Source organism: Streptomyces sp. NPDC102270 (assembly GCF_044766405.1).
Classification (GTDB): domain Bacteria; phylum Actinomycetota; class Actinomycetes; order Streptomycetales; family Streptomycetaceae; genus Streptomyces.
The window spans coordinates 100,574-121,719 of sequence record NZ_JBIWLX010000013.1 but is presented as its reverse complement, the minus strand read 5'-3'; the positions used below and the strand labels follow the sequence as shown (position 1 = coordinate 121,719).

Here is a 21,146-nt window from a genome sequence, read left to right as displayed (position 1 = left end):
GTCGAGGGCGGTGATCGATCCCGACGGGCAGCGGGAGGGCGCCGGAATTCCAGCAGTGCCGGCTGTTTGCCACCGTAGTCGCCAGCGGATCGCCGACGGCGTCGTCGCCCCTCTGGTGACTGTGCCGGACGGAGGGTCTGCGACCCGAGCAGGCTCAGCCGTTGTCGGGCTCCATCGAGACCACGACCTTGCCGGCCTTGGTGCGGCCCTGCTCGACGTGCGCCATCGCCTCGAGTGTCTGGTCGAACGGGAAGGTGCTGTCGATGACCGGCCGGAGCTTCCCGCTGTCGTAGAGGGCGCCGAGTTTGCGCAGCTGGGAGCCGTTGGCCTGCATGAAGAAGAACTGGTAGCGCACGCCCAGCGCCTTCGCCTGCCTGCGGATCCTGCGGCTGAGCACGCTCATGACCAGGCCCAGGAAGGAGGGGGCGCCGAGTTGCTTGGCGAAGGCGGCGTCCGGCGGGCCGACGACACTGATGGCCAGGCCGCCGGGCTTGAGCACGGTCAGCGACTTCTCAAGGTTCGCTCCGCCCAGGGAGTCCAGCACCAGGTCGTAGCCGCCAAGCACCTTGGAGAAATCCTCCTTGGTGTAGTCGACGACAATGTCGGCGCCGAGGCTCCTGACCAGCTTCTCGGAATCGGTGTTCGCGGTCGTCGCCACGGTGGCGCCGAGGTGCTTGGCGAGCTGGATGACCGTAGAGCCGAGACCGCCGGCACCGGCGTGGACGAGCACCTTCTGACCCGGCTTCACGTGGGCGCGGTCGACAAGGACCTGCCAGGCGGCCAGGGCCACCAGCGGCACCGCGGCTGCCTCCTGGAGGGTCAGGGAGGCCGGCTTGGGCGCGACGTCGTCCACGTCGATCGCGATGTATTCGGCGAAGCCTCCGATCCGCTGGTCGCGCGGACGGGCGTAGACCTCGTCGCCGGCTTCGATGCCGTGTACGGCGGAGCCGACCCGGGTCACGACGCCGGCCACATCGTGGCCGAGCACGAACGGAGGCTTGTGCTTGATGAGCTGCTTGAACTCCCCGTTGCGGATCATCTTGTCCAGCGGGTTGACGCTCGCGGCGCTCACTCTGACCAGAACGTCGCGGTCTCCGACGCGCGGCTCGGGTACCTCCGCGGCCCGTACACCGTCCTTGCCGTACTTCTCGACGACGAAGGCCTTCATGTCGGCCGCCTCTCTGCGTGGGTGGTTCGGTGGTCGCTGTGATTCTTCGGGCAGGTCACCCTGTGCGCTCGTTTTTCGCGTGCGGCCGGGGAGCTGCTGCCGATGACGGTACTTGCTGGGTATGGAAAAGTAAACTCAGGAGAGGTTAGTATCACTGCATGGATGCGAGGACCGAAACTTTTCAGGAAGCCGGCGTGGATGCCCGTCTCGACCGGGACACGTCGAACTGCTCGATCGCCCGGACCCTTGAGGTCGTGGGGGAGAAGTGGACGATCCTGATCCTGCGCGAAGTCTGGTACGGCTCGTCCCGCTTCAGCGACTTCGAACGCGTCCTCGGCTGTCCTCGCAATCTTCTCGCGGCCCGGCTTCGGATGCTTGTCGAGGAAGGCATCCTGGCCACGGAGACGTACAAGGAACCGGGCGCGCGGAGCCGGCCGAAGTACGTGATCACGCCCAAGGGTGTGGACCTGGTCCCGGCCGTGATGGGGCTCCTGCAGTGGGGTGACCGCTACCGCGCCGACCCCGAGGGCCCGGCCATGCTGGCGCGCCACCGTGGATGCGGCGCGCACGTCGACGCCCAGATCCGCTGCGAACGGGGCCACGCCGTGCCGGCGGAGGACATCGAGAGCATTCCCGGCCCGGCATTTCGTCTGAAGCCCGCCAAGTGACCGGGCGCGGTTGCGCCAGGGACTCGTGGCGGGCTCAGTCTGTCGGCGTGTGCTCGCTGCGTCTGGCCCGGGCCTGGTGGAGGCGGACCTTCGTGCGGTTGCCGCAGCGGGACATGCAGCACCAGCGGCGGTTGTGGGCGGGGGAGCGGTCCAGGAAGCACAGGGCTCACCTGACCGTCGCCGACGGAGGCGGCACGACCGTCATCGTGGATCGGTGAGGTCGCGTCGGTCTCAGCGGGGTTCAGGCGACAGGCAGGCGCCGTTGTCGGAGCCGACGGCGAGATGCTTTGTCGGCCGGCGCAGTCTGTTGCCTGAACCCCGAGGGGCTCAGCGAGGGCTCCGACCGTTGCAGCCGCAGTGATTCACGACCCGCCTCGCCTGGCGCGGAACGAGGTGCGGCCGTTTCGCCGCACCATCGCGATGGTGGTGGCAAGGCTGCCGCGGTTCAGGTCGGGGTGCAGGCCGTTGCCGAGGCGATGTATCTGGTCGGTGTGCCAGCTGATGTCCAGTACCCCGTCCAGGACCTTGACGTCGGTGATCTTGCCCAGCAGGGTTCTCATGCCGTAGCGCACCTGGTGTGCCGTGAGTGCCTCGGCCTGCCCTTCGAGGATGAGCCGAGCGGCGTCCGGCGTGGTGATCGCCGGCCGGCCGATGCCGACCACGTCGCATTCGCCGGCCTGTACGGCTTGCTGCATGGCATCACGGGTGCGGAATCCGCCTGTGACGGCGAGTGGGATGTCGCCCAGGAGTTTGCGAACAGTGCGGGCGTATTCCAGGAAGTACGCCTCGCGTGCCCTGGTACTGGGCGCCGCCGAGCCGCTCATCGCCATGGACTCGTAACTACCGCCGCTGACCTCGATGAGGTCGACGCCTTCGTGGGCGAGCGCGGCCAGCACGGCCTGGGACTCGTCCTCGGTGAATCCGCCCCGCTGGAAGTCCGCCGAGTTGAGTTTGACGCCCACCGCGAAGCCGGGCCCGACGCGGCCGCGGATGCGGCGGACAACCTCAAGGGCGAAACGCATCCGCCGCGCGGGATCGCCGCCCCAGCCGTCGTCGCGCCGGTTCGACAGCGGTGACAGGAACTGCGAGATGAGATACCCGTGTGCTGCTTGCACCTGTACGCCGTTGAAGCCGGCTGTCTCACACACGGCCGCGGCCTTGGCGAAGCGCTCGATGATCTCCTCGATCTCGGCCGGTCGCAGTTCGCGCGGCGTCGTGGCTCCGGGCAGTTTCGTCGGGATCGGGCTGGGTGCCACCGGCGTATGTCCGAGTGCCAAGGGATTGGCCTGGCGGCCAGGGTGGTTGAGCTGTGCCCAGATCGCACCGCCCGAGTCCTGGGCCGACTTGGCCCAGCGAGAGAGCGCGTCGAGATCACGCTCGTCCTCGATGACGATGTTGCCCGGCTCACCGAGCTGTGCGCGATCGACCATGACGTTGCCGGTGATCATCAGGCCGTAACCGCCTCGGCTCCATGTGGAGTACAGACGGCCCAGACGCTTGTCGGGGGCGTTGTTCTTGTCCCCGAGCGACTCGCTGAGCGCCGACTTCATCAGGCGGTTGGGCAGTATCTGGCCGTTCGGGAGAGTGAGGGGGGTGTCCAGCGTGTTCATCGGGACCTTTCGGTGTGGTCGGCGCCAGCCAGGGCGGCCTGGGGTCCGGTTCGTCGGCAGTGCGGGTCGGCGGATCGTCACATGAAGGCCGGAGGGGGCTGGTAGCCCTCGAGTTCTCGGCCGAGGAGCTCGGCGAACTTGATGGTGGTGAGGTCGCCGCCGCTCGGACCCATCGCCTGGAGCCCGACGGGCAGACCGTCTCGGCCGGTTCGCACCGGGATGGTCGTCGCCGGAGAGCCGGCCACGTTGGCGATGGCGCTCCACTTGACCTGGTCCCAGTAGGGGCGAGACCGCTCGTCGACCTGGATCCGGCGTCCGAATCTGTCGATCGGTTTGTTGTGATGAGGCGGTGCCGCGGTCGGTGTGACCGGCATGAGGAGGACATCGAAGTCCCGGAAGAACTCGGTCCACCGCTGCCGCAGCTCATGGCGTGCCACGTCCGCCTGGAGCCAGCTGTAATGGGACTGGAAGGTCCCTCGCAGGGCGTACAGCGCCTCTCCACGAGGATGCTGGACCAGACGCGCGAGGAGCGCTGTGTTGGAGGCCGCTGTCAGGCCGGATCGGTCGTAGGTGAACGCGCCGAAGAGCAGGCGCAGGAAGATGTCATGACTGGTCGCCATGTCACCGGGGAGGCCGGAGGGCCGCAACTCGACCTTCGCGCCGGCTGTTTTGAGGGCGCTCAGGGCGTCGTCCATCGCCGTGGCGACGTCGTGGTCGACGGGGCATGAGGGGTCCTCCGGCCACACCGCGACCCGGAAGCCGTCCAGTGCGCTCGCCCTGGGTGGTGCGAGGGTGTAGCTGAATCCGCCGTCACGCTCGGGCGGTCCTACCGTGGCGTGGAGGACGGGGACAAGGTCACGCGCCTCGCGCACCTGGGCGCCCGCACAGGCGAGGTCGATCTCCCCCCACCGCCCGACTCCGGGTCCGCCCGGCACGTGGCCGATGAGCGGGATGGACCGCCAGGTCGCCTTGTGTCCGTAGAGGCCGTTGAAGTGTGCCGGGATCCGGGTGGATCCGCCGATCTCCGAGCCGAAGTCGAATGCGGTCAGCCCTGCGGCGGTAGCCACGGCGCCGCCCCCTGCGGAGCCTCCGGACGTGCGTGCGGTGTTCCACGGGTTGAGCGTTGGTCCGAAGACCGGGTTGTCCGCCTGGACGTCTTGGTTCCCCGCGGGCATGTTGGTCTTGCCGATGATCACCGCACCTGCGGCACGCAGCCGTCGCACCGCCTCGGCGTCCTGTTCGGGCACGTAGTCCCGGAGGTGGGGCCGGCCACAGACGGTGCGCAGACCAGCGGTCTCGTAGCTGTCCTTCAGTGTGATCGGCAGACCGTGCAGCGGGCCGAGTTCCGCCCCGCTCGCGCGCTTCGCGTCGGCCTTCCTGGCAGTGCTCCGCGCCCGTTCGACGTCGAGGGTGACGATCGCGTTGAGCGTCTGGTTGTGGGCGTCGATGCGGCTCAGGTAGACCTCGAGCAGTTCCTCACTCGATACCTCGCCCGAGGCCAGCGCACTCAACTGGTCCACGGCTGACTGGAAGGGGAGGTCACGCACGGAGAGCCTCGTTTCTGTAGGTGCTGAGGTGGCGGGCCCGGAAGCCGAGAGGCGGGCGGTGTCCTGCGCCCCGACAAGGAGCGTTCGTATTATTACGACCATACGTCAATTTCTGGTACCCCTTGTGCAGTGCCGCGGCGGGACATCACCAGGCCTGCTGTCTCGATTGCGCCCGGAGCGCGACGGGAAGGTGCGCCGAGCTTGGGTGACGGGTTGACGAGCGAACCCCGGTGTAAGCGAGAAGCGGCCGGCGAATGTGAAGCCCGCTCCAACGGCATCCGATCAAGCTCAGGACCCGAGGAAGTCAAGCGCCCTCGCGGCGAAGTCCCCGTTGTACTGGAAGATCCCCCCGTGGCCGGAGTCACGGTAGAGAGGGACAAGTTCGCTGTTGGGCAGACGAGCGGCCAGGTCGATCGTGTTCTGGCTGGGCACCATCCGGTCGTTCTCACCGTTGGCCACGAGGACCGGTTGGCGGATGGCCGAAAGGTCCGACGGTGCCTGGCGGCCCCATCGTCTGACGGCTTTGAGCTGGGCGCGCAGCGACGGCGGCGAGACGTTCCTGTCGCGATCGTCCGTGCGCTCCTTCAGTCGTTCCACCAGGGCGCGCCCGGCCTGCCGGCCGCCGGCGGTGTCGGTGAAGAAGATGGAGAGCAGCGGGTCCTGGCGGGTCAGGACGCCCTTGACCGTGGCCTGGACGGCCAGCGCCGGGACCTTGTCGATGCCGGGCCCTCCGGCGGGGCCGGTGCCCGCGAGGATGACCTTGCGGACAAGGCGCGGTTCCTCCGCCGCGATGACCTGTGCGATGAAGCCGCCCATCGACAGGCCGAGCAGATCGACCTGGTCGAAGCCGAGGGCACGGATGAACCGCACCCCGTCGTCCGCCATCCCTTCGATCGTGTCCGGCGTGGAGCCGCCCGACCCGCCCACCCCGCGGTTTCCGAAGGTGATCACCCGGCGTCGTGCGGCGAGTCCGTCGACGACGCGCGGATCCCAGTTGTCCAGGTTTCCGGCCATGTGAATCAGGAGGATCAGCGGCACGCCGTCTTCGGGGCCGAGCTGCCGATGGACGAAGTCCACCCCGCCCACGGGCAAGGAGCGCGTCGCCGCGAACTTGTACGACGTTCGTGAGGGGGGTGAGGAGTTTCGCGATGCGCTCATGTCCGGGTCCTTCTGGTAGGGGTGTCAGGCCGGTCTCGTCACCGGATGAAAGGGGTCCCTCGCGTCATCAACAGGAGGAGTTGGCGACGTTGTTCGCGGCCTGGAGCCGGGTGAGGGCCCTCATGGTTGTTTCCGATGTCGGCACGTGGATTGCGTGTGCTGTTCGTTTCAGGCTTCCCGACGCTGAAAAGTGCTCTGTCTCGGCAGGGCTGCCGACAGGGGGCAGCAGCCCCGGTGTCGAGTGCGCGCCAGGCGCGTTGGTGCGGTGCTTGTCGCTCACCTCGCGGGCAGCGCTCTTCGGAGTGGCCTTACCTCGCGTCATGGACGCCGGCGTGACTGGCGCCAGTCTTCCGCCATTTAAATTACATTCATAATTCTAAGGGGCTGGTCGGCGGCCCGCAAGGGGAACCTTTCTCCCGTGTGTCATGTCTCGTTGCGGATGCGGCGCCCGTCGGCGACGTGGGTGACCGATCGGGCGGCGCTCGCGGCTCCCCGTGAAGACGCTCGACTCCTGCTGTGAGGGGTGACGAGCCGTGGGGTCAGGCGACGTGCCGGTCGGTGGCGGCGGGTGCCATCGGGCGCGGATGATCGTGCTTGCGGGGGAGTGACTGCTGCTGCGAGGGTGGGTGCGGCAGTTCGAGGTCCTCCTCGTGGGGCTCATTGCCTGCGCCCAGCAGATCGAGGGCGTTGCGGATGCCCTGTTCGAGGAGTGCATCGGCAAGTTGCCGGTCGGCGAGGGCCCGGGAGAGCTGCAGTGTCCCGGCCATCATGGCGTAGGCGCTCAGCGCCCTGGTGCGGGCCGAGCGCGGATCGCCGGGCGCCAGGCGGGCGGCGATGCCGTCGATGACCACAAGTACGCCGTCTGTGTAGGCCTGCTTGATGGGGTCTGCGCAGCGCCCTATCTCGTCGAGCAGGGCAGCGGACGGGCAGCCGTCGTCAGGGCTGTTGCGGTGCCGAGCGGACAGGTACCACCGCACGATCTGTTCGAGTCCGTCGCGGCCGGGTGCCGCGTGCGCGACGATGTTCGCGTTCTGTGCGTGCAGTTGGTCGGCGACGGCAGTGGCGACGAGCTCGTCCTTTGAAGTGAAGTGGGTGTAGAAGGCGCCGTTGGTCAGCCCCGCGTCCTTCATGAGCGTCGCGACGCTCGAGCCGTCGATGCCGTCCCGCTTGAGTCGGCGGCCGGCCGTCTCGATGATGCGCTGCCGGGTCACCGGTTTGTGCTCTTTCCCGTATCGCACCCCATGCTCCTTCGCTCCTTAGAAGGGCCGCTCGCCCTCCTCCTGCTGATCCTTCACTCTATGTTATTTCGAACGTAATTCAATGGTGCCGGGGTGCGACATGGACTCCGCCCACATTCCCCGGCGCGCTCGCGCCGCCAATCGTCTTCGGCTTCGGTTCCTTCGAACGTGTCCTGGACTGTCCTCGTAACGTCCTCGCGGCGCGGCTTCAGATGCTGGTGGAGGAAGGGATCCTCGCGACCGAGACGTACAAGGAGCCCGGTTCACGGAGCCGGCATTGATGAGGCTGCTGCAGTGGTGTGACCGTTACCGTGCTGACCCGGAGGGGCCGGCGGTAGTGGCGCGACACCGCGACTGCGGTGCGCAGGTCGATGTCCGGATCCGCTGCGAACGAGGCCACCCGGTGCAGGCCAAGGACAACGAGGCCACCCGGTGCAGGCCAAGGACATCGAGAGCGTCCCCGGCCTGGCCTTTCGTATGAGGTCGCCCAGTGAGCTGAGGACTCCTCGGTCAGCTTCCCGTGATCCGGCCGCTCTGCCGTGTACGCGCCTGGTGGAGGCGGACCTTGGTGCGGTTTCCGCAGCGGGACATGGAGCACCAGCGGCGGTTGCGGGCCGGGGAGCGGTCCAGGAAGCGCAGTGCGCAGCGGTCCGCTCCGCAGACGCGTACGCGCCGGATCTCGGCGGACAGAAGCAGGTCGACGGCGTCCTGGGCGATGAGCGCCAGCGCGAGTGTGGGGTCGGCCGCGAGGGGCGCGGTGCCGGCGGGCTCCAGGCGGTCCTCGGTGATGACGAGTTGCAGGGCGGGTCTGGGGGCCGCCGCTGCCGATCGGTTGAGCAGCGTCACGTCGCCGGATGCGGGCAGTCGGCCGGCGGCGACGGCCAGTACGGCCCGGTCGACGCTCTCGCGCAGCCGTCGGGCGGACAGGAGAACGGCTGCAGTGGCGGCGTCGGTGGTTCCCGGTGCGAGCAGACGGGCCTCCCGGAGCCAGCCCATCAGGTCGTCCGGTCCCCGGAGTGTCTCCTCGGGAGTGGTTCTCCACCGGCTCCGGAGGGTGTTGGTGAAGTCCAGGCAGACCCGTCCGCCGTCCCAGATCCACATGTCGTCTGTTGCCACGCCTCCATTCTGCCCGCTAGCGTAACCGTCTAAGACGGTTAACTCGTGTCAGGAAGGCGCACTCCATGGGACAGCCGACGGTGACGACCGGAGTGACGCAGGTGGACGGGGTCCGCCTGCACTACGTCCGAGCCGGGGCCGGACCTCTGCTTGTCCTGCTCCATGGCTGGCCGCAGACCTCCGACTGCTGGCGGCCGGTGTTGGCGGATCTCGCCGCCGAGCACACGGTTGTGGCGCCGGACCTGCGCGGATACGGCCTGAGCGACAAGCCCACCACGGGTTACGGCAAGCGGCGGATGGCCGCCGACATGGCCGGCCTCGTCGAGGCGCTCGGCTTCGAGCGCGCCGCGGTCGTGGGCCATGACCGCGGCGCTCGCGTGGGGCACCGCTGGGCGCTGGACCGTCCGGACCAGGTGGAGCGGCTGGCCGTGCTCGACATCGTTCCCACCCGGGAGATGTTCCGCCGCCTGGACGCCTCGCTCGCCTCCGGGTACTGGCACTGGCTGTTCCACATGCAGCCCGATCTGCCCGAACGCCTCGTGGGGCGCGACATCCGCGGGTATCTCGAGTACTTCTTCGAGCGGTGGACCTACAACCGCCACGGACTCACAGCCGATGCGGTCGACGGCTACGTCCGCGCGTTCTCCCGCCCGGGTGCCCTGCGTGCGAGCCTGGACGACTACCGCGCCATGGAGGAGGACACCGCGCTCGACGACATCGACGCCGCCGAAGGCCGACGCCTCACCATGCCACTGCTGGCCCTGTGGGGTTCGGAGGGGCTGCCTGCCCGCTTGCCGACGCTGGAGATCTGGCGGGACTATGCGGACGACGTCACCGGTGCCGAGATCGCGGAGTGCGGCCACTTCATCCCGGAGGAGCAACCGAAGGCGCTGTTGGCACATCTGTGGCCTTTCCTGGCCGGCAAGACGAACCGGTGACCCCAACGGTGAGGGAAACACTGCCCCTCAGCCGATCGAGTGCCGACCTGAAAGGCACGCTGTCCGAGGAGGGGCCTCGACCAGGGTAATGACCCCGCATGACGAACGCACCTGTAGGGCAGGGCAGTTGAGGGGCGGCCCGCCGTAACCGGATGGGCCGCCCCTCGGCCCGGGCTTCAGTTCGCGACCGCGCCGGCCGGAGCACTCCCTGCAGCAAGGCCGGCAGCCGAGCCGTCGGCCTTGCGCTGCCGGCGCATCAGCAACGCCACAGCCGCTGCCAGGGCGACCACACCGGCCCCGACCCAGAGCGCGGGGATCAGCCCGTCCACGAACTGTGAGGCGGATCCGTAGCCGCCCTGGGCGGAGAAGACCGCGGCCAGCGACGCCACGCCGATGGCGCCGCCGACCTCGCGGATCGCGTTGTTGGCGCCGGAGGCGATGCCCTGCTCTTCCGGGCGGACGGTGCTCAGGACGAGGTTCGCGCTAGGGGCGAAGAACAGGCCCAGCCCGATGCCGCAGACGATCAGTGCGGGCAGCAGGTGGGTGTAGGCGACGTGCGGCTCGACAGTGATGGCCCAGAGCCCGAGGCCGACGGCGTTCAGGGCCATGCCCGCCGTGACGACGGGTGCGCCGCCGATGCGGTCGGACAGTGCCCCGGCCAGCGGTCCGGCGATCATGGGCATGGCGGTCCAGGGCAGCATCCGTATGCCGGCTTGCATCGGTGAGTAGCCGCCGACGGTCTGCAGGTACTGGCTGAGCAGGAAGATCGACCCGAACATGCCCAGCACCATCAGCAGGCTGGCGGCGTTGATGGCGCTGAAGGAGCGGTGGCGGAACAGGCGCATTGGCAGCATCGGGTGCTTGGCGCGCAGTTCGTAGAGGACGAAGCCGACGAGCAGGGCGGTACCGGCGAAGAAGCCGCCCAGCACCGGGGTGCTGGTCCAGCCTTCGGCGTTGCCGCGCACCAGGGCGTAGACGATGCCGAACAGACCGCCGCTGGCAAGGGCGGTGCCGACGAGGTCGAGGGTCGGGTTCGGGCCGTGGCTCTCGTTCAGCCGTAGCAGGGCGAGCGGGATCAGCGCCAGACCGAGGGGTACGTTGACCCAGAAGATCCACTGCCAGGAGAGGGTTTCGGTGAGTGCGCCGCCGATGAGCGGTCCGGTGGCGACGGCGATGCCGCTGGCCGCGCCCCAGATGCCCAGGGCCGCGCCGCGCCGTTCGGCGGGGACGGCGGCCGACAGCAGAGTGAGCGTCAGCGGTGTCACGATCGCGGACCCGACGCCCTGCGCCGCACGCGCGGCGATCAGTTCACCCATCCCCGGTGCGAGTGCGGCGGCGGCCGAGGCCGTGGTGAAGATCGCGAGCCCGACGGCGAACAGTCTCCGGCGGCCGAAGCGGTCGCCGAGGGAAGCACCGAACATGAGCAACACCGCGAAGGTGAGGGTGTAGGCGCTCACTGTCCATTCGAGGTCTTCGAGGCCGCCGCCGAGGTCCTTGCGGATGGAGGGGAGGGCGGTGGTGACGATCAGGTTGTCGAGCGCGGTGATGAATCCGGCCATGCTGGTGATGGCCACGGCCCAGACGGCGCTGCCGCCCCGAACCCGCTGCTTGCCTTGCTGTTTCATGACGTTCCTTAGATTCCCTAAGCAGACACTTGGTGACGGATCAATGGACGTGGGAGCCGGCGGGTGACGGCATGGAGTGCGACAGCGAGCATCGGCATCGAGCCGGCCCGGTGCGGATTCTTGGGCGGGCGGCCCTAGGGGAGTTGCGGGTAGAGCGCGGAGACGCCTCCGGACAGTGCGGCCTGTGCCTGGCGGGAGGGTTCGTCCGCGAGGATCTCGTAGGCGCCAGCGGCGATGCCGTCGACGGCGATGCGGGCGATGTCGGCGGGGTCGGACTTGGCCGCGTCGACGGTGCGGACCATGTCGGTGTCCATGTAGCCGACGTGCAGGCCGGCCACTCGGATTCCCTGGTCGGCGAGTTGCACGCGCAGGGCGTTGGTGAGCGACCACTCCGCGGACTTGGCGGCGCAGTAGGCGCCGGACTGCGGGAGGCTGAACCAGGACAGGACAGACAGGATGTTCAGGATCGATCCGCCGCCGCCCGCCGCGATCTGGGGTGCGAAGGCGCGGACGACGGAGAGGGTGCCGAGGTAGTGGGTGTCAATCTCCAGGCGGATATCGTCCAGGTCGGCGGCGAGCAGGTCGGCGCCGGTGGAGGACCCCGCGTTGTTGACCAGGATGGTCACGTCACCGGTGGCCTTCGTGGCGGCCGCGATGGAGGCGGGGTCGGTGATGTCGAGCGCGATCGGCTTGGCGCCGGGCAGGTCGACCTGGTCGGGGTCGCGGGCGCCGGCGTAGACGGTGGTGCCGCGGGCGAGCAGTTCGGCGGCGAGTGCGCGGCCGAGGCCGCGGTTGGCTCCGGTGACGAGGGCGGTGCTGGTGGAGAGGTCCATGAAAAGTTCCTGGTGAAGCAAGAGGGTGAAGATCAGAGCACCAATGGCGTGGCCGAGAAGGCCGGAATCATTGAATTACGATCATAATGTTAAATCATGTGAGCCGGTGATCGCAACCGCTTCTTCTTGCTGCCGTCGAGGTCGGGATCCGTGCGACACCAGGGGGTTTCGGGCGAGCTTGTCGGGGTCCGGGGCACCGGCCGCGGCGGCCAGGTCGTGCACCCAGGCGCGTACGGCGCGCTTGTGTCCGGCGGTGAGCGGGCGAAGGTGGGGTCGGGTGACCCGGTGATGGTGATGACGGTCCCGTCCGGCTTCAGCACCCACAGGGACTTGTCGAGGGTTTCGCCCCCGACCGTGTCGATGACGACGTCGTAGTCGAGCAGGGCCGTCTCGAATGCCTGCTTCTGGTAGTCGATGACGATGTCCGCGCCGAGGTTCTTCTCCGGGTCGGTCTTGGTCGCGCTCGCGGTCGTGGCCACGCTCGTACCGAGATACTTCGCCAGCCGGATGGCGATGGTACGAGGCCCTGGACCGGTCGCGGAGACATGTGATGCTGACGAGCGGTGCTTTTGACCCCCGCACCACCAGGTCCGCCAACGTCCTGTCCTTGCTTCCGGTTTCGATGATCGCGGTCGCCATGCCGTCTCCCGCGGTGCGCGCGAGTGTGCTGACCACGCCCGACGCTACGGACAGCGAGCTGCAAGCGGATCTGTCATCGGATCGGTCATCGGATGGGTCACGGAGATGGCGAAGTTCGGAACGCAGTAGCACGAGCGCTCCGGCGGCAGCAGCCATGAAGCTTTCAAGCAAAGGGACCTGTACGGACGGCGCCAGGAGCAGGCAGCCCTTGACCGGATCCTTGACGCCGCTCGTCAGGAACGCGGAGCGACCATGGTGCCGTGGGGTGACCCGGCGTCGGTAAGACCGCCCTGCTGGAATACGCGGCCGAGTCCGCGGCGGCGGACTTCACCGTCTTGCGATGCGGGGGCACTCGCCTTGAGTCGCAGCCGGCCTTCGCCGCACTGCACGAACTGCTGTGGCCGGTGACGGAGCGGATCAGCACGCTCCCGGAGTCGCAGACCAACGCCTTGAACGGGGCGCTCGGTACCAGCAACGATGCGGCGGACCGCTTCCTGATCGGCGTGGCCGTACTGACGCTCGTCGGCGAGCTGGCCAAGGAACGGCCGGTGCTCATCGTCGCCTACGACGCCCAATGGCTCGACGAGCCGTCCGCGCAGTGCCTGGCCTTCGTCGCTCGCCGGCTGCGCGACGAGCCCGTGGCCATGCTCATCACCGGACAGGACGACCCCGTCGAGGGCCCCTGGGAGAAACTGCCGGCCATGGAGGTCCGGGAACTGGGCGACGACGACGCCCGGCTCCTCGCCCGTGCCCTCGCTCCGCAAGCCGACGAGCCGGTTATTCGCCGCACGATCCGCGCGGCAGGCGGAAATCCCCTCGCGCTCCAGGAGCTGACCACATCCGTGGCGGCTGGCGACATCTCGACGCACCCTCTTGGAACTGGACTCGCCCCGGACCGGCGGGCTGCGTGCCGTCAGCCGAGGCAGCCCACAGAGTCATCCGGGTTGATCAGGACCGGGCAGAGAGGGCGGCGTGATCGGCCCGCAATGAGGCTTTGTCGATCTTGCCGACCGCGTTCTTCGGGAGGACTTCCACCACGAAGAACGCGGTCGGGCGCTTGTAGCCGGTGAGGCTGCGTGCACAAAGTGCTTTCAGTGCCGTTGGATCGACGCTTGCGCCCGGTGACGGCTGGACGTAGGCGACGACCAGTTCTCCCCACTTTTCGTCGGGTACGCCGATCACCGCGGCCTCGAGTACCGATGGGTCGCCTGTCAGCACGTCCTCGATCTCCTTGGGGTAGATGTTCTCCCCACCGCGGATGATCATGTCTTTCGAGCGCCCGACCAGGGTCAGATAGCCCTCGGCGTCGAGGTGGCCGACATCGCCTGTGTGCAACCAGCCGTCGACTACGACTCTGGCGGTTTCGTCCGGACGGCCGAGATAGCCACGCATGACGTTGGGGCCCCTCATGATGACTTCACCGTCCGTGCCTGGCGCCACCTCGCTGCCGTCGGCGTCGATGATCCGGATCTCCTGGCCGGGGAAGGGCAGCCCCACGGTTCCGGCGCGCCGAGGGCCGCCGACGGGGTTGATGGTGGAGCCGCAGGTTCCTTCGGACAGGCCGTATCCCTCGACCAGTGGAAATCCGTACCGTGCCTCGAAGCGGGCCAGCAGCTCGGCGGAGGCGGGTGCGGCGCCGCAGACCGCGAACCGCAAGGACGATGTGTCGGGTCGAACGTCGTCCGGGAGCGCCGCGAGCATGCTGTAGATCGTGGGCACGGCACTGAAGAAGGTGGGGCGCTCCTGCTCGACGAGGTCGAAGAAGCTGCGGGGATCGAAGCGGCGGCCCGCGATGACGACACTGGCTCCGGCGAGCAGCGGCGTCAGGACGCTGACCACGATGCCGTTGACGTGGAAGAGCGGCAGGATCAGCAGACAGCGGTCCGCCGGCCCCAACTCCAGCGCCCGGCGCCCCATCTCCACCATGGCGTCAATGTTGGCGTGGTCGAGCATCACGCCCTTGGGTACCCCGGTCGTACCGCTGGTGTAGATGAGCAGGGCCAGCGTGGCCGGGGCCGGAAGCGGTGCTTGATCCGGCTCCACCGCTCCTTCGTGCAGTTCGCCGACGGCGAGTACGGCAACACCGTGCGCCGCTACGGCCGCGCCGTCCTCGACCACCAGCAGGCACGCACCGGAGTCCTGGAGCTGTCGCACCACTTCGACGTCGGTCATGCTCGGGTTGACCGGTGTGATGGTGGCGCCGAGCCGCCAGGCCGCGAACAGCAGTACGACGAACTCGACGCGATTCGTCAGCTTGAGGGCGACGACGTCCCCGGGACCGATTCCGAGGTCCCGGAGCTGACGCGCTGCCGTTCGGACCCGGCTGAGCAGCTGCGTGTTGGTGAGGGACTGGTGTCGGTCGGAGACCGCGGCTCCGTGGGGGTCGAGCTCGGCGCGGCGGTCGGGCAGAGAAGCGACATTCATGGCGAGGCGTACCTGTCTCGGTGTGATGCGGTCCGTTCGGCGGGCAGGTCAGGGAGTCGGTGCGACGGGCGCCGGGTGGAGCTGGCGGGTGAGGAACTCGATCTGGTCGCGTACCAGTTCCTCGAAGGTCTCGCCGGTGTAGAAGTCGAAGTGGCCGGCGTCGTACCTCTTGATCTCTCCCCGGGGCGCGGTGTCCGCGTACCTAAGGGTCTGGGCAGGGGGCGTGACGGAGTCGGTGTTGCTGACGCAGAAGAGGATCGGCATGGTGACCTTCCTCGCCGCACGCCCGGGCCGGTAGGCGGCGATGGTGGGGATCACCCGTGCCGCCACCTCGTTGCGGAACGTCTTACCGGGCGGCTGCAGTGCCAGGTATCCGGGGAGGGCGTCCGGCGCGTTCATGAGGGCCGGCGAGCCGGGGGCGGCGGCGATGGGAACCATCGCGGGTGCCTTGCCGCGTACTCTGGCTGCCAGATCCCGGGCGAGTACGGGGGTCATCCTGAGTGAGCCGAGAGGGCCCAGTGCGAGCGCGGAGGCGAGACCGTCGGTGAACGGGCACTGGGCCACGGCCGCGAGCAGTTCGGGATGGCGTGAGGCGACGGTGATGGCGTGGCCGCCGCCGAAGGAGCTGCCCCAGACCGCGACGCGGGAGCGGTCGATGTCGGGGCGGGCCTTGACGTAGGAGAGGGCGGCGTCCCAGTCGGCGAGCTGCCGCTTGATCGACAGGAGCTGGCGCGGGTGGCCGCCGCTGTCGCCGAAATGCCGGTAGGTGAACGCCACTGCGGCGATGCCGGCCTGCGCGAAACGCTCGGCGAACGCGTCCAGGCGCATGTCGCGGGTTGCGCCCAGGCCGTGCCCCAGGACGACGACGGGCGGCGATACGACGCCTGTGGGGAGGTACAGCCACCCGGCGCAGGAGCTGTCGCCGGAGGGGAAGGTGATGTCGTGACGGGTGAAGGAGTGCGCGGTGGTCATCGTCGGCTCACCGTCCGTTCGCCGAGCGGCGCCCGGGCACGCTGCCGGAGGCGAGCGCCTGCGCGTAGGTGTCCGGCTGGTAGAGCGGGAGCTCGCCGGTGGCGTCCGTCGCCTCCATGTAGTCGAGCATCAGTTCCTGCCCTTCCTCCGACATGACTCTGGTGAAGAACTCGGCGCGTTCGACGTGCAGCCCGTCCTCCAGTGACATCGAGCCGCCGAAGTACACCGACCTCTTGGCAGCCGCCACCGACCCCTTCGACCGCTTGCCGAAGTGCTCAGCGAGTTCGACCGCCTGCGCGAGCACCTTGTGCTGCGGAACGACCTGGTCGACCGCCCCGTTGGCGAGAGCCTCCGCGGGCGTGAACGGCTTGCCTTCGAGGATCGCGGCCAGGGACCGGTGGGTGCCGATCAGGCGGGTCAGCCGCTGGGTGCCGCCGCCGCCCGGGATGATGCCGAGGAGGATTTCCGGCTGGCCGATGAAGTAGTCCCCGTCGGCCATGACCCGCAGATCGCACGCCCAGGCGAACTCGGCGCCGAGGCCGAGAGCCGAGCCGTTGAGGGCGGCGACGAAGAGGACACCGCTGGCGTTCATCCGGAGGAAGGTCGTGTGCAGGCGCTCCAGTTGGAGGGCTCCCCGCATCGGGGTCCTGCGCAGCACGGGCCCGAGGAGACGGGACCGGTCCACATGCTTGGCCGCGCGTACGACGGCGGCGGCACCGCGTCGGCCGACCTTAGGGCTCGCGGCGCCCTCTTCCTGCAGCCACCGGACTGCGGCATGGCTGACGAACCGTTCCGGGTGCGCTCCGGTGAAGACGACGGCGCGGATGCGCGGATCGCGGTCGGCCCGGGTTACCAGTTTGGCCAGCTGGTTGGCGATGTCGAGGCCGAACACCTGGTGTGGACCGCCGTCCACCCGGACGACGAGGACGGCTCCCCGCTCCTCGATCTCCAGATGTCCTTTGTCTTTGTATGGCATGGCTTCTTCTCCCGTGCTCGGTCCATGGGATGAAAGTGCGAGTGCGTGAAGGACAGCCGCGGATGCGGGTGGCAGCGATGTGGGCGTGCCTGCCCCGACGGGGGCTGGGTCTGCACAGGCGGCAGGAGACTGGAACAGCGCGTGATGTCGTGTCCGGCATGGACGCGTGGATCCGGGACGGCATGTCACGCGCGATGTGTACTATTGCCGCGAAGATTTACATAACCAAGTTATTTCGGATGTGTCAACGATGGAGGCGTGCGAGACATGGCAGGGCGGGCGAGGCTTGATGACGCACCGGAACGGCTTGTGCAGGCGGCCATCGGTCTGCTGGCCGAGCAGGGGCCGTCGGCTTTGAAGGCGCGCACGGTGGCTTCCGCCAGCGGACTGTCGACGATGGTGGTCTACAGCCACTTCGGTGGCATTCCCGAGCTCATGAGTGCTGTCGCCGACCACGGGTTCAAGGAACTCGGCAGAGCGTTCGCCCACGTACCGGTGACGGAGGACCCGATCGCGGATCTCTTCGCCATGGCCTTGACCTGTCGTCGGCTGGCCCACGAGAACCCTCACCTCTACGACTTGATGTTCGGCCTGTCCACTCGGGCGACGTACCGGCCTCTTTCGGATGCGGACCTTCGCCTGAGCGGGCATTCCCCGGCCTTTCGTGAAGCCCACGCTCATGTCACTGCCGCGTGCGACCGGCTCGTGCGCTCCGGCAGGGTCGAGCGGCAGGAACCCGAAGTCGTCGCCGCCCAGTTGTGGAGTTTCGTTCATGGGTACATCACCCTCGAACTGGCCGAGCATTTCGTCGAGTTCGAGGACGCCGTCACGCAGGTGCTCCGGCCGATGGGCGTGAACTTCTCGGTCGGGCTGGGTGACAGCCGGGAACGTGCCGAGGCCTCCCATGAGGCCGGCGCGCGCCTGTACGACTCGATCATCCGAGGCGCCTGAGAGGCTGGGTGGTTGGGTGCATCCCTGCACGGCTACGACGACCTGCTCTCGGCAGCAGGGGTGTCGGTGCCGGGCATGAGTTGGTCGTGCCTCCCCAACGCCGCGACCTCCCGTTCGAGGGAGGGAACCGCCCGGGCCGCGAAACGCCTTGCCCAGGGCCAGGCCAGGGGTGAATTCAGCGCTCCCTTCGCCCAGTTGGCCACGAGGACCGCGCGCGGCACGTACACGCGGCTGCGTCGGCGCACGAGCCCGTCGACGATTGCGGCGGCCGCCCGGTCGGCGCTCGTGGTGACGTTGCCCGGATAAGGCAGCCGTCCGCGCAGCCCCTGGAAGGAGGGGAGATCCGCCTCGGCACCCCGGACGAGGTCCGTGTCGATCCAGGAGGGGTGCACCAGGCCGACCGTGATCCCGAGATGCGCCACCTCCTGGCGGTAGGTCAGGGCGAGCAGCTCGGCTGCCGCCTTGCTCGCGCCGTAGGAGGCCATCGCGGCGAGCGGCATGAACGACAGTGCGGACGCCACGACCAGCACGTGGCCTCGGCTGCGCTCGAGATGGGGCGTCGCGTACTTGAGGGTGCGGAACACGCCGTTCAGGTTGATGTCCAGAACCCGCTCGAACGACGCCTCGTCCGTCTGCCGCACCGTCCCGTACGCCACGACACCGGCGTTGGCGACCACGAGGTCGATGCCGCCCATGACCTTCGCGGCCTCGTCGATCGCCGACCGTAGAGCGGCCCCGTCGCGCACATCGGCCTCCCGCCAGGCGGCGCTGGGGCCCAGCTCGTCGGCGAGGGCGCGCAACCGATCGGCTTCGAGGCCGATCACGGTCACCCGGGCCCCTCGGGAGGCGGCCAGGCGGGCCACCTTCTCTCCGATTCCGCGTGCCGCTCCGGTGACAACCAGCTTTCTGTCCAGCAAGTCACGTTTCATGGCCGCAACATAACTTCGTTATTTATGGAACACAAGAGACTGCGCACCGGCCACCGCTCGGTTCACCTGCTGGGTCTCACCACTGGACGAACCTATGCTGGCTGCCATGAGACGGACATCCTTTGCCCAGTGGCCATGTTCGATCGCGCGGACCATGGACCTGCTCGGGGACTGGTGGACGCCGTTGGTGCTGCGTGAGGCGTTCTACGGGATCCGGCGGTTCGATGCGTTCCAGGAGTCGCTGGGCATCGCCCGCAACACGCTGACGGACCGGCTGCGTCGGCTGGTGGGGGAGGGGCTGCTGGAGATGCGGCCGTACCAGACGGAGCCGGTCCGCTACGACTACGTGCTCACCGAGAAGGGGCGCGACTTCTTCGGCGTGCTGCTGGCGATGAACCGGTGGGGAGACCGCTGGCTGGCCGGTGAGGCGGGCCCGCCGGTGGCGATGCGGCACGAGGTGTGCGGGCAGGAGACCCTTGCCCAGGTGGTGTGCGCCGCCTGCGGCGAGCCCATGACCGCGGACAACACCACCCCCCGGATGGGTCCCGGCTATCCGTCGCATCTGGCCGAACGACCGGATGTGCGGGAGCGATTCGCGGGCTGAATCGGCAGCCCCGCGGAAGCCATGGCCCCCTTGACAAGTAAGTCTATCTACGCAACTTTACCGGTCAGGTGCTCACGTGAGTGTTCTTGGCGGGCAGGAGGCTGCGGGATCATGGAGTGGACCGGCGCACGCTATGCGGACAAGCCGACGGTGGAGGTCCACACCTGGATCGCCGCCGGGCCGGCGCATGTGTGGGCGTTGGTGTCCGACATCGAGTTGATGCCGCGCATGAGCCCCGAGCTGCGGTCGGTGGAATGGCTGGACGGCAGGAGCGGCCCCGCGCTCGGCGCCCGGTTCGTCGGCCGGAGCAAGCATGAAGCGCTGGGCGAGTGGGCCACCACGTCCCACATCGTCGAGTACGAACCGCCGAGGAGGCTCGCCTGGGCGGTCGAGGACCCCCAGCATCCGACGGCGATCTGGCGGTTCACGTTGCAGCCGCAGGACGGTGGCACTCTGCTGCGGGAATGGATGCAGATGGGGCCGGCCCGGTCGGGTCTCTCATTCGCCATCGACCGCATGCCGGAGAAGGAACAGAAGATCGTCTTCGTGCGCATGCGGGAGTTCGAGACCAACATGACCGTCACCCTCGCAGAGATCAAGAAGCTGGCCGAGAGTGCCCACAGCTCAGGCGAGGCGGGTCTGTGATGCGCACCTCGACCACGATCGAAGCCTCCGGGGGCGTCTGGCGGGAGATCGTCGACTTCGTCACCGAGGCGGAGAAAGTCGGCCTCGACATCTGCTGGGTCGCGGAGGCGTGGGGCTCCGAGGCGCCCTCGCCGTTGGGCTATCTCGCCGCGAAGACCGAGCGCATGCTTCTCGGATCGGGAATCATCCAGCTCGGCACCCGCACTCCGATGGCCATAGCCCGCGCCGCGATCACACTGTCGCAGATATCGCAGGGGCGCTTTCTCCTCGGGCTCGGCCCCTCGGGACCGCAGGTGATCGAAGGGCTGCACGGCGTGCCGTTCGACCGGCCGCTGTCACGGATGCGCGAGACCGTCGAGATCGTGCGGCAGGCCGCCTCGGGGGAGAAAGTCGCTTACCCCGGGCGGGAGTTCCAGATCCCCCTGCCGGGCGGGGAGGGCAAGCCCATGCGTCTGTCGATGCGCGCGGAGCACGACATCCCCGTCTACCTGGCGACCCTCTCGCCGAAGATGCTGCACCTGACCGGTGAGATCGCCGACGGCTGGCTGGGCACCAGCTTCGTACCCGAGGGCGCCAAGGAGGCGTACTTCGACCACCTGGACCGGGGCCTGGCCACCGCCGGTCGTACGCGCGCCGACCTCGACATCTGCCAGGGTGCCGAGGTCGCCTTCGCGGACGACGAGGACGCGCTGCGCGCGATGGTGGCCGGACGCAAGAAGGAGCTGGCCTTCAGCCTCGGCGGCATGGGCTCCGCGACCACGAACTTCTACAACAACGCCTACAGCCGCCAGGGATGGGCCGAGGTGGCGGCCGACGTCCGGGCACGCTGGCAGGCCGGGGACCGGGACGGCGCGGTCGGCCTGGTCACCGACGAGATGGTGTTGGCGACCACGCTGATCGGAACCGAGGGCATGGTGCGCGAGCGGCTTCGCGTGTGGCGCGACGCCGGTGTCGACACTGTTCGCTTCTACCCCGCCGGCGAGACCCTGGACGCCCGACTCGCGACCCTGGGCCGGGCCGTCGACCTGGTCCGCGACATCGAGGACGAGGCGGCACTGTAACGACAGGCCATGGCGGCCGGGGCGGCACGACAGCGACAAGCCAT

Annotated in this window: 19 protein-coding genes and 2 pseudogenes; 7 read left to right on the top strand and 14 right to left on the bottom strand. The window is 68.6% G+C overall.

Translation table 11 applies throughout. The features are described from left to right. Positions 1–154: 154 nt before the first annotated feature. On the bottom strand, positions 155–1,168 hold the full coding sequence (locus ACIRP7_RS27350) for an NADP-dependent oxidoreductase (RefSeq protein WP_403664614.1): 1,014 nt from the start codon (positions 1,166–1,168) through the stop codon (positions 155–157). A 194-nt stretch (positions 1,169–1,362) separates the two neighbouring features. On the opposite strand from ACIRP7_RS27350, the gene ACIRP7_RS27345 reads away from it, so the two are divergent. After that, positions 1,363–1,836, top strand: coding sequence for a winged helix-turn-helix transcriptional regulator (locus ACIRP7_RS27345; RefSeq protein ID WP_403664612.1), 474 nt, complete (start codon positions 1,363–1,365; stop codon positions 1,834–1,836). Between the two features lie 34 nt (positions 1,837–1,870). Here the strand turns inward: ACIRP7_RS27345 and ACIRP7_RS27340 are convergent, their stop codons facing one another. The 6 genes and pseudogenes from ACIRP7_RS27340 to ACIRP7_RS27315 all read right to left on the bottom strand — a co-directional run bounded on the left by ACIRP7_RS27340 (position 1,871) and on the right by ACIRP7_RS27315 (position 8,505). After that, a complete protein-coding gene (locus ACIRP7_RS27340) occupies positions 1,871–1,990 on the bottom strand; it encodes a CGNR zinc finger domain-containing protein (protein ID WP_403664970.1) in 120 nt (39 codons plus the stop codon). Between the two features lie 208 nt (positions 1,991–2,198). Continuing rightward, positions 2,199–3,446: an NADH:flavin oxidoreductase/NADH oxidase family protein gene (locus ACIRP7_RS27335; RefSeq protein ID WP_403664610.1), complete on the bottom strand. Its 1,248-nt coding sequence runs from the start codon at positions 3,444–3,446 to the stop codon at positions 2,199–2,201. Between the two features lie 77 nt (positions 3,447–3,523). Then, positions 3,524–4,993: an amidase gene (locus tag ACIRP7_RS27330; protein ID WP_403664608.1), complete on the bottom strand. Its 1,470-nt coding sequence runs from the start codon at positions 4,991–4,993 to the stop codon at positions 3,524–3,526. Between the two features lie 288 nt (positions 4,994–5,281). Beyond that, positions 5,282–6,151 (bottom strand): alpha/beta fold hydrolase, encoded by an 870-nt coding sequence (locus tag ACIRP7_RS27325; RefSeq protein ID WP_403664606.1) that lies wholly within the window; start codon positions 6,149–6,151, stop codon positions 5,282–5,284. A 668-nt stretch (positions 6,152–6,819) separates the two neighbouring features. Beyond that, positions 6,820–7,389: pseudogene (locus ACIRP7_RS27320) on the bottom strand (TetR/AcrR family transcriptional regulator); the annotation flags it as partial. A gap of 510 nt (positions 7,390–7,899) precedes the next feature. Next, entirely contained in the window at positions 7,900–8,505 is a 606-nt protein-coding gene (locus tag ACIRP7_RS27315) for a CGNR zinc finger domain-containing protein (protein WP_403664604.1), read from the bottom strand. A gap of 65 nt (positions 8,506–8,570) precedes the next feature. Between ACIRP7_RS27315 and ACIRP7_RS27310 the strand changes: the two genes are divergently transcribed. Further along, positions 8,571–9,443, top strand: a complete 873-nt coding sequence (locus tag ACIRP7_RS27310) for an alpha/beta fold hydrolase (protein ID WP_403664602.1) — start codon at positions 8,571–8,573, stop codon at positions 9,441–9,443. Between the two features lie 176 nt (positions 9,444–9,619). Here the strand turns inward: ACIRP7_RS27310 and ACIRP7_RS27305 are convergent, their stop codons facing one another. The 3 genes from ACIRP7_RS27305 to ACIRP7_RS27295 all read right to left on the bottom strand — a co-directional run bounded on the left by ACIRP7_RS27305 (position 9,620) and on the right by ACIRP7_RS27295 (position 12,404). Continuing rightward, complete coding sequence (locus tag ACIRP7_RS27305; protein ID WP_403664600.1) at positions 9,620–11,068, bottom strand: DHA2 family efflux MFS transporter permease subunit; 1,449 nt, start codon at positions 11,066–11,068, stop codon at positions 9,620–9,622. Between the two features lie 134 nt (positions 11,069–11,202). Then, the gene (locus ACIRP7_RS27300) at positions 11,203–11,901 is read right to left on the bottom strand and encodes an SDR family oxidoreductase (protein WP_403664598.1); all 699 of its coding nucleotides are present in this window, start codon (positions 11,899–11,901) and stop codon (positions 11,203–11,205) included. Positions 11,902–11,990: 89 nt separating this feature from the next. Next, entirely contained in the window at positions 11,991–12,404 is a 414-nt protein-coding gene (locus ACIRP7_RS27295) for a zinc-binding dehydrogenase (protein ID WP_403664968.1), read from the bottom strand. A 426-nt stretch (positions 12,405–12,830) separates the two neighbouring features. Here ACIRP7_RS27295 and ACIRP7_RS27290 point away from each other — a divergent pair. Next, positions 12,831–13,124 (top strand): annotated as a pseudogene (locus ACIRP7_RS27290) (helix-turn-helix transcriptional regulator); the annotation flags it as partial. A gap of 364 nt (positions 13,125–13,488) precedes the next feature. On the opposite strand, the gene ACIRP7_RS27285 reads toward ACIRP7_RS27290, so the two are convergent. From ACIRP7_RS27285 to ACIRP7_RS27275, 3 genes are read right to left on the bottom strand one after another with little or no spacing between them, the layout of a single operon-like run. Then, entirely contained in the window at positions 13,489–14,964 is a 1,476-nt protein-coding gene (locus tag ACIRP7_RS27285; RefSeq protein ID WP_403664596.1) for a class I adenylate-forming enzyme family protein, read from the bottom strand. A gap of 48 nt (positions 14,965–15,012) precedes the next feature. Further along, positions 15,013–15,936, bottom strand: coding sequence for an alpha/beta hydrolase (locus tag ACIRP7_RS27280; RefSeq protein WP_403664594.1), 924 nt, complete (start codon positions 15,934–15,936; stop codon positions 15,013–15,015). A 7-nt stretch (positions 15,937–15,943) separates the two neighbouring features. Next, complete coding sequence (locus tag ACIRP7_RS27275; protein WP_403664592.1) at positions 15,944–16,912, bottom strand: enoyl-CoA hydratase/isomerase family protein; 969 nt, start codon at positions 16,910–16,912, stop codon at positions 15,944–15,946. Between the two features lie 267 nt (positions 16,913–17,179). Between ACIRP7_RS27275 and ACIRP7_RS27270 the strand changes: the two genes are divergently transcribed. After that, positions 17,180–17,863, top strand: a complete 684-nt coding sequence (locus ACIRP7_RS27270; RefSeq protein WP_403664590.1) for a TetR/AcrR family transcriptional regulator — start codon at positions 17,180–17,182, stop codon at positions 17,861–17,863. Positions 17,864–17,895: 32 nt separating this feature from the next. Here the strand turns inward: ACIRP7_RS27270 and ACIRP7_RS27265 are convergent, their stop codons facing one another. After that, on the bottom strand, positions 17,896–18,792 hold the full coding sequence (locus tag ACIRP7_RS27265) for an SDR family oxidoreductase (RefSeq protein WP_403664588.1): 897 nt from the start codon (positions 18,790–18,792) through the stop codon (positions 17,896–17,898). 106 nt (positions 18,793–18,898) lie between these two features. Between ACIRP7_RS27265 and ACIRP7_RS27260 the strand changes: the two genes are divergently transcribed. From ACIRP7_RS27260 to ACIRP7_RS27250, 3 genes are all read left to right on the top strand, one after another. Continuing rightward, positions 18,899–19,396, top strand: coding sequence for a winged helix-turn-helix transcriptional regulator (locus tag ACIRP7_RS27260; protein ID WP_403664586.1), 498 nt, complete (start codon positions 18,899–18,901; stop codon positions 19,394–19,396). A 111-nt stretch (positions 19,397–19,507) separates the two neighbouring features. Then, complete coding sequence (locus tag ACIRP7_RS27255; RefSeq protein ID WP_403664584.1) at positions 19,508–20,041, top strand: SRPBCC family protein; 534 nt, start codon at positions 19,508–19,510, stop codon at positions 20,039–20,041. Beyond that, positions 20,041–21,102: an LLM class flavin-dependent oxidoreductase gene (locus ACIRP7_RS27250; protein WP_403664582.1), complete on the top strand. Its 1,062-nt coding sequence runs from the start codon at positions 20,041–20,043 to the stop codon at positions 21,100–21,102. The genes ACIRP7_RS27255 and ACIRP7_RS27250 overlap by 1 nt, the downstream gene beginning before the upstream one ends. The last annotated feature ends 44 nt before the right edge of the window (positions 21,103–21,146 follow it).

Bases quoted from the DNA above. Each gene is read 5' to 3' on its own strand.
- ACIRP7_RS27270 (WP_403664590.1), top strand. From the start codon at position 17,180: ATGGCAGGGCGGGCGAGGCTTGATGACGCACCGGAACGGCTTGTGCAG.
- ACIRP7_RS27285 (WP_403664596.1), bottom strand. From the start codon at position 14,964: ATGAATGTCGCTTCTCTGCCCGACCGCCGCGCCGAGCTCGACCCCCAC.
- ACIRP7_RS27305 (WP_403664600.1), bottom strand. From the start codon at position 11,068: ATGAAACAGCAAGGCAAGCAGCGGGTTCGGGGCGGCAGCGCCGTCTGG.
- ACIRP7_RS27275 (WP_403664592.1), bottom strand. From the start codon at position 16,912: ATGCCATACAAAGACAAAGGACATCTGGAGATCGAGGAGCGGGGAGCC.
- ACIRP7_RS27325 (WP_403664606.1), bottom strand. From the start codon at position 6,151: ATGAGCGCATCGCGAAACTCCTCACCCCCCTCACGAACGTCGTACAAG.
- ACIRP7_RS27260 (WP_403664586.1), top strand. From the start codon at position 18,899: ATGAGACGGACATCCTTTGCCCAGTGGCCATGTTCGATCGCGCGGACC.
- ACIRP7_RS27255 (WP_403664584.1), top strand. From the start codon at position 19,508: ATGGAGTGGACCGGCGCACGCTATGCGGACAAGCCGACGGTGGAGGTC.
- ACIRP7_RS27300 (WP_403664598.1), bottom strand. From the start codon at position 11,901: ATGGACCTCTCCACCAGCACCGCCCTCGTCACCGGAGCCAACCGCGGC.
- ACIRP7_RS27250 (WP_403664582.1), top strand. From the start codon at position 20,041: ATGCGCACCTCGACCACGATCGAAGCCTCCGGGGGCGTCTGGCGGGAG.
- ACIRP7_RS27310 (WP_403664602.1), top strand. From the start codon at position 8,571: ATGGGACAGCCGACGGTGACGACCGGAGTGACGCAGGTGGACGGGGTC.
- ACIRP7_RS27350 (WP_403664614.1), bottom strand. From the start codon at position 1,168: ATGAAGGCCTTCGTCGTCGAGAAGTACGGCAAGGACGGTGTACGGGCC.
- ACIRP7_RS27280 (WP_403664594.1), bottom strand. From the start codon at position 15,936: ATGACCACCGCGCACTCCTTCACCCGTCACGACATCACCTTCCCCTCC.
- ACIRP7_RS27265 (WP_403664588.1), bottom strand. From the start codon at position 18,792: ATGAAACGTGACTTGCTGGACAGAAAGCTGGTTGTCACCGGAGCGGCA.
- ACIRP7_RS27335 (WP_403664610.1), bottom strand. From the start codon at position 3,446: ATGAACACGCTGGACACCCCCCTCACTCTCCCGAACGGCCAGATACTG.